Consider the following 6,538-nt stretch of genomic DNA (forward strand, 5'->3'; position numbering starts at 1 on the left):
GTTTTTATTAAAACAATAAATATTATCAATTAAACTAAAAATTATTAATCCATTTTGCAAAATATTTGGCTTTTATGTTTTTATAAACTACTTTTAAAGAAGGGCCGGTGGAGGAATATTGGTATGGAAGACCCTTTTTCTGTATTGCTAAAATCACTACAATCAGTATTTCATTTAGAAGCAATGAGAAATGGCAAATATACCTTTCCCGCAGTTCAACATCTTAAGGAAGCTACCGAGAACTACGATCCAAAAGCCAGGAATACTTTTATTGAACTGCTTAGAGCAATTAGAGAAGCCCTGCCCTATATTGAAAAATGGCGGATTAATTTTAATATAATCAGAAAATCCATGGATGCTCTGGCCAAATTGCACCACATGCCAACCATTGACTGGAATCAAGTCTTATCTCATCCAAAGGTATCTCCACGATTTCAATTCAGTGCACTGAATCATTCTCATCATGAACATGATTTAATAACCTGGCTCGCAAAAAAGACAGGGAAGCCCTTTACTCAATTGGATCATACTGAATTAACCCAAACACTGGTTGACCACAGGGATAGGCTTGGATTTAGCCAAAGATTAAGCAATCACTTAAAAAAAGATCCTGATTTTTTATATAATATCATTCTCAGGTCAGAAAGAAATTTCATCAAAATTTCTCAAACCCGCTTAATCCTCTACTTAACAGACGAACAACTCGCCAGAGCTATAATTAAGCATATTCCCGTTTTGATTCATAAACGAAAAGAACCCTTCGAACAAATAGAGCAATTGATTCATACTCTCAATGAAATATTATCCAATGGTCGTTCCGTATCAACTCTTTTACGAAATGCAGACGCTAAACTCATCCTTGAGAATTCACCGTTATTTCAAATGTATTTGAGTGAGGAATATAAAAACAGACATCAACATCCCAATAAGGGCTCTCATTTACAAACAAACAAGTCATTGAAACCAGGTTTATAAAACAAGACTTATGACACCCTGCCCTGAAAATTCAGAAAGCAGGGTAATTAGCAAAAACAACAAGATCAAATCTATTAATAATTGATCCGATCTGATTAATCCAATAAGCCCAATGATTTGACCGTGTCGCGCTCACTTCGTAATTCGTTTAAAGTAGCGTTGAATCTCTCGCGCCCAAAATCATTGAACTCCAGGTTTTCAACCACTTTTAATTCGCCACGCTCTCTGCGGCATGGGAAAGAGAATATCAAACCTTCATCGACTCCATACTCTCCTTTTGAGCGACGGCACATTGAAAATGATTCTCCAGCAGGAGTATCAGTAACCAAATGATTAACCCCGGTAATAATCGCATTGGCGGCAGAAGCAGCAGAAGATGAGCCTCGTGCCTTGATAACTGCGGCTCCTCGCTGTTGAACGGTTGATACAAAAGTCTCTTTTAACCAGGCTTCATCATTTATGACTTGTGCTGCAGAAATCCCATTGATTTTTGCGTTATAAAAATCGGGATATTGGGTAGAGGAATGATTACCCCAAATCGTCATTTGAGTCACTGCAGTAATATCTACGCCTGCTTTTTTGGCCAATTGAGTACGGGCTCTTAACTCATCCAATGTGGTCATTGCATAAAAGCGATCAGAAGGTATATCTTTCGCATGATTCATGGCAATCAGGCAATTGGTATTGCAAGGATTTCCTACAACAAATACCCGGACATCATCACTGGCATAATCATTAATCGCTTGGCCTTGTTTGGTAAATATGCCACCATTGATTTGTAATAAATCAGAACGTTCCATGCCTTGTTTCCGTGGAACTGAACCAACCAATAATGCCCAGTTAACTCCATCCATTGCCTTATTCAAATCTGCGGTACAAACAATGCGTTTTAATAAGGGGAATGCGCAATCATCAAGCTCCATAGCCACTCCTTCCAGAGAGGGGAGTGCCGGCTCAAGTTCAAGTAAATTCAATTCCACTTCAGTATTTGGCCCAAACATTTGACCGGAAGCGATACGAAACACCAAGGCATAACCTATTTGCCCTGCTGCACCTGTGACAGCAACTCTTACTCGATTATTTGTCATATTATTTCCTCTTATTCAACCACTCTTTAACTAAAAATAGCGCAGCAATACTGCGCGCCTCGGTAAAATCTGGTTTTTCCAATAGCTCATTAGCAGCGTGTAAAGGCCACTCTACTGTTTCAGGAGGTTCGGGCTCATCGCCTGGTAAGGGCGAGAGATACAAGCCTTCCGCAACAATGAGTTCAATGCGAGCTCCAAAATAACCCGGAGCCAATGACATAGAGCGAATCCAGTGCAGTTCTCTTGCTGCAAACCCCGTCTCTTCACGTAACTCTCTGTTCGCTGCCTCTATAGGGGTTTCATTTCTGTCTATAACTCCCTTGGGAAAGGACAATTCATAAGAATCAGTACCTGCGGCGTATTCCCGAACTAATAATAATGATTCTCCAGGAGTCAATGCAACTATTAACACTGCCCCATGACCATGACTTTTAATCCGCTCATAGACTCTCTGAGCTCCATTGGAAAATTCCAGATACATTTCTTCAACTGTAAACAACCGGGATTTGGCTATCACGGTTCTTTGCTTACATTTTGGTTTATTCCGCATCAATGGTCATCACTTAATTTTGTAGCAAAATTGCTACCATGATACTATTGCATTCCCTAACAAGCCAGTTTAAAAATTGTAATGCTTCCGTTATCCTTGTACATTCATATTCCCTGGTGCATCAGAAAATGCCCATACTGTGATTTTAACTCACACAAAAGCCCTGATGTTTTACCTGAACATCAGTATATTCAAGCCTTAATTGAAGACCTTAAAACCGATATATCCTCATACAATGCCCGTGAAATTAACTCCATTTTTATTGGTGGAGGCACACCCAGTTTATTTTCAGCCGAAGCTTATAACAACTTATTTAATGAATTAAAGTCTTTACTTCCCTTTGCAAAAAATATTGAAATCACAATGGAAGCTAATCCTGGTACTGTAGAACAACATCGATTTACTGATTATAGACAATCAGGAATCAATCGCCTTTCTTTGGGAATTCAAAGCTTTAATCCCAATCATTTAAAAATTCTTGGCCGTATTCATGATGAGAAACAAGCTCATTCAGCCATAGATACTGCTCGTAAGGCCGGCTTTGATAATCTCAATCTTGATATCATGCACAGTTTACCCAATCAAAGTGTGGTACAAGGATTACAAGATCTTAAGACCGCTTTATCCTATCAACCTGAGCATTTATCCTGGTATCAATTAACCATAGAACCGAATACTGTATTTTACAAGCATACACCTCCCCTGCCTTCTGAAGAAGAGGATTACTTACTGGAGGAGCAAGGATTTGCTCTGTTACATGATTACGGATATCAGCGCTATGAGATTTCCGCTTTTTCCAAACCCGAAAAACAAGCCAGACACAATCTCAATTATTGGTTATTTGGTGATTATTTGGGCATAGGTGCGGGAGCTCATGGAAAAATGACAACAGCAAATGAAATAATACGGACCCGTAAGCATCGGCAACCCAAAGATTATCTGGATAATGAGAAACCATTTCTGGCTGCTCGGGAATCCATTGAAGGAAAAGAATTGTTATTTGAGTTTATGCTGAATACAACCCGGCTGGAACAACCCATACCGTTTGACTTATTCACAACTGCGACAGGATTGGAACTGAATCAGCTTTTACCCTTGCTTGAATTGGCCAGGAAGAAACAATTGATAAGTTTAACAGAGACTCATTGGCAAGTCACGCCATTAGGAAGGCAATATACCAATGATTTGCAATCCCTGTTTCTGCCCTAGTTCACTGTTTCAAAAATAATTAACCTTCACTTCATTGCAGAGAACGGATAAGGGCAGGCGGTTTATATCCACCCATTAATTGCTCAACGCGTTCTGCAACAGCCAGTGCGGTAGTATCTTTCCAGCGATTAGCGGCTATTAATGCATTAATGGGTAACCCATCGCCTGAAGTTCCGCATCTTAGGCTGACCGTTGGAAATCCGCTTAAGTTGTGTGTCATCGCATAGGAAAAATCGCGGATTTCTTTAATCCCAATCCCATGAGGTTTCGCCGCTTTTGGAAACACTGGACTAATCAATACATCATAGTCTTGCATGAATAAAGCGAATTCCAGACGAAACAAATCGATTTCACGCATACGTTGATGCAATTGAGTCACCGAGAATTGAGTTTGTTCCGCTTGACGCAAGAACTCTTGTAACTCCCATGACAGATTGTTAACCCCTAACTCCGATAACATAGTTTTAAATCCCGCTCCGCGATCGCCCCCGAGAAAAAGCTCCCAGTGCAAATCAAAAGCCTTGCTGACACAATCAGGTCGTACCTCCCTCACAATGGCCACATCATCCTGCAAAGCCAAAGCTGCTGATTTAACAACGTTCTGTATCTCCGCATCAACTGGCGTAAAACCATTCTCTGTAAAATAGGCTACACGTAATTTTTTTAGTGGTGCAGCAGGCATAACAGGAACCGGATTTGTATAAGGATCATATTGATCAGAACCGGCAAGCACGGAAAGTCCTAAACGAACATCGCTGACAGAACGAGCCATTGGCCCAAAAGAAATCAGGCTGCCAATAAGACCATAGGAATCTCCACCCACAGAGCCTGTATGAGGAAGATGACCATGTGTTGGCTTCAATGCAACAATGCCGCAACAATGAGCAGGCTGCATCAAACTTCCTCCACCATCGGAACCCAAAGCAAAAGGAACCCCTCCTGCTGCAATCAAAGCAGCAGAACCACCACTACTTCCTCCACTGGTTCTAGTCAGATCATAGGGATTATTGGTCCGCCCATAGATTAAATTATCCGAATCACCACCGCGACACAATTCAGGAACATTAGTTAAGCCAAGAATAATTGCACCTTCCTTTTTTAGCCGAGAAACCAAGGTCGCATCATGTATCGCTTTTTCTCCCTTATAAAATCCTGAACAAGCCGAAGAACAAATTAACCCTTTCACATACAAAGCGTCTTTTATGGCAACTGGCAACCCCATTAGCCTGTTCAAACTATTTTTCGAAGCGATACTCTTGTCAATTGCTTTTGCCTGCTTTAAGCATTCCTCAGGGGGAACACGTTCCGTGAGCGCATTGATTACAGGATTGATCTTATCAATATGGTTTAAATGCGCCACCATGACCTCTACAGCCGAGAGTTCCTTCATTTTAATGCGGCGAATGATTTCTGTTGCTGAAAGGAGATGAATGGCATCCATAGCTTTAGTAAAATTCCCTTAAATAATGAAACAGATTGTTAGTGAAACATCGAATAGGCCTAAAAAGCAACGTTCAGTATCCGTCTCAAACTATTGCAAATAATGCAAATTTTATGGAACATCCACTTTTTTAGCAATATGGACTATCCTGTTGGTTCAAATTATACTAACTATGCCTGCAGTTTGCATAAATAAGTCAATTCCCACTCTCATTCAAGCATTAATCATGGAATTAAATTGAAATAACATGAAATGAATTCTATTATCTAGTCTTGGCAAATTTTCTATCTTAACATTGCCTGCCAATTGAGATTGTTTGATAATAAAAATTATTCCCGAGTAAGGAGAGATCGGTGGCGCTTTTTATATTTCTAATACTAGTTGGTTATTTAATGGGCTCCATTAATTCAGCTATCATCGTGTGCCGTACGTTCGGGCTACCCGACCCAAGAGAAGAGGGTTCAAAAAACCCCGGCGCTACTAATGTACTTCGTCTTGGAGGGAAACAGTACGGTATCCTGGTTATGGTATGCGATGCTTTAAAAGGTATACTTCCTGTAATCATAGCCAAATATTTAAGCGGTGAACCTGTAACCATTGCCTTTACTGCCTTAGCAGCAGTTGTTGGTCATATGTACCCTGTTTTCTTTCATTTTAGAGGCGGAAAAGGTGTTGCTACAACAATAGGAGCCTTGTTAGCGTTTCATTTTGTAATTGGTGTCATGGTTGGCGCAACCTGGTTACTGGTAGCGAATTTCTGGCGCTATTCCTCTTTAGCATCAATAATTGCTATCACTTTAGCTCCCTTTTACTCATTAATATTGGTGGGTAATCTCAATATATTTCCCCCATTATTCATGATCACCATTCTGGTCCTATACAAACACCGAGATAATTTTAATCGTTTGATAGATGGAAAAGAACCTAAAATCAAATTTAAACACAGTGTGATAGAAGAAATAATGGAAGCTTCACCGGCTACTTCAGCAGAGCAAGAGTTTCCTGGCAAAGAAGTCATTGATACGAATATTGAAGAAACAGAAAAGACAGAACAAGCTGAGGCTGTAAAAAAGCCGAAAGCAAAAAAAACGACAACAAAAACAAAAAAGACAACCAGTACAGAAGAAACTGCTAAAAAACCAAAATCATCCAAGCCAAGAACGAAAACTGTCAAAGAAAAAGAATAAGACACAAATACTCTTCTTAATCCAACAGCATTGTAAAGGATGATCAGGTTGCCAGATCATTGCGACTAAAAAAGCGGAGTGTACAGAT

The 6,538-nt window shown here is 40.0% G+C and carries 6 protein-coding genes; 3 read left to right on the forward strand and 3 right to left on the reverse strand.

Translation table 11 applies throughout. From position 1 onward, the window contains the following. Positions 1–54 precede the first annotated feature (54 nt). A complete protein-coding gene (locus CC34_RS0113415) occupies positions 55–975 on the forward strand; it encodes a hypothetical protein (RefSeq protein ID WP_080272071.1) in 921 nt (306 codons plus the stop codon). A 95-nt stretch (positions 976–1,070) separates the two neighbouring features. Here CC34_RS0113415 and CC34_RS0113420 read toward each other — a convergent pair whose 3' ends face one another. Next, positions 1,071–2,063: a malate dehydrogenase gene (locus CC34_RS0113420; protein WP_027227380.1), complete on the reverse strand. Its 993-nt coding sequence runs from the start codon at positions 2,061–2,063 to the stop codon at positions 1,071–1,073. Between the two features lies 1 nt (position 2,064). After that, positions 2,065–2,613 (reverse strand): ADP compounds hydrolase NudE, encoded by a 549-nt coding sequence (gene nudE / locus CC34_RS0113425; RefSeq protein WP_027227381.1) that lies wholly within the window; start codon positions 2,611–2,613, stop codon positions 2,065–2,067. Positions 2,614–2,694: 81 nt separating this feature from the next. On the opposite strand from nudE, the gene hemW reads away from it, so the two are divergent. Beyond that, on the forward strand, positions 2,695–3,822 hold the full coding sequence (gene hemW / locus CC34_RS0113430) for a radical SAM family heme chaperone HemW (RefSeq protein WP_027227382.1): 1,128 nt from the start codon (positions 2,695–2,697) through the stop codon (positions 3,820–3,822). A 31-nt stretch (positions 3,823–3,853) separates the two neighbouring features. On the opposite strand, the gene CC34_RS0113435 is transcribed toward hemW, so the two are convergent. After that, positions 3,854–5,263 (reverse strand): amidase, encoded by a 1,410-nt coding sequence (locus tag CC34_RS0113435; RefSeq protein WP_028377811.1) that lies wholly within the window; start codon positions 5,261–5,263, stop codon positions 3,854–3,856. Positions 5,264–5,616: 353 nt separating this feature from the next. Here CC34_RS0113435 and plsY point away from each other — a divergent pair, with 353 nt between their 5' ends. Next, positions 5,617–6,450, forward strand: a complete 834-nt coding sequence (gene plsY, locus CC34_RS0113440; protein ID WP_027227384.1) for a glycerol-3-phosphate 1-O-acyltransferase PlsY — start codon at positions 5,617–5,619, stop codon at positions 6,448–6,450. Positions 6,451–6,538: the final 88 nt, after the last annotated feature.

The sequence above is a fragment of the Legionella pneumophila subsp. fraseri genome, assembly GCF_000586315.1.
In the GTDB taxonomy this organism is placed as follows: domain Bacteria; phylum Pseudomonadota; class Gammaproteobacteria; order Legionellales; family Legionellaceae; genus Legionella; species Legionella pneumophila_B.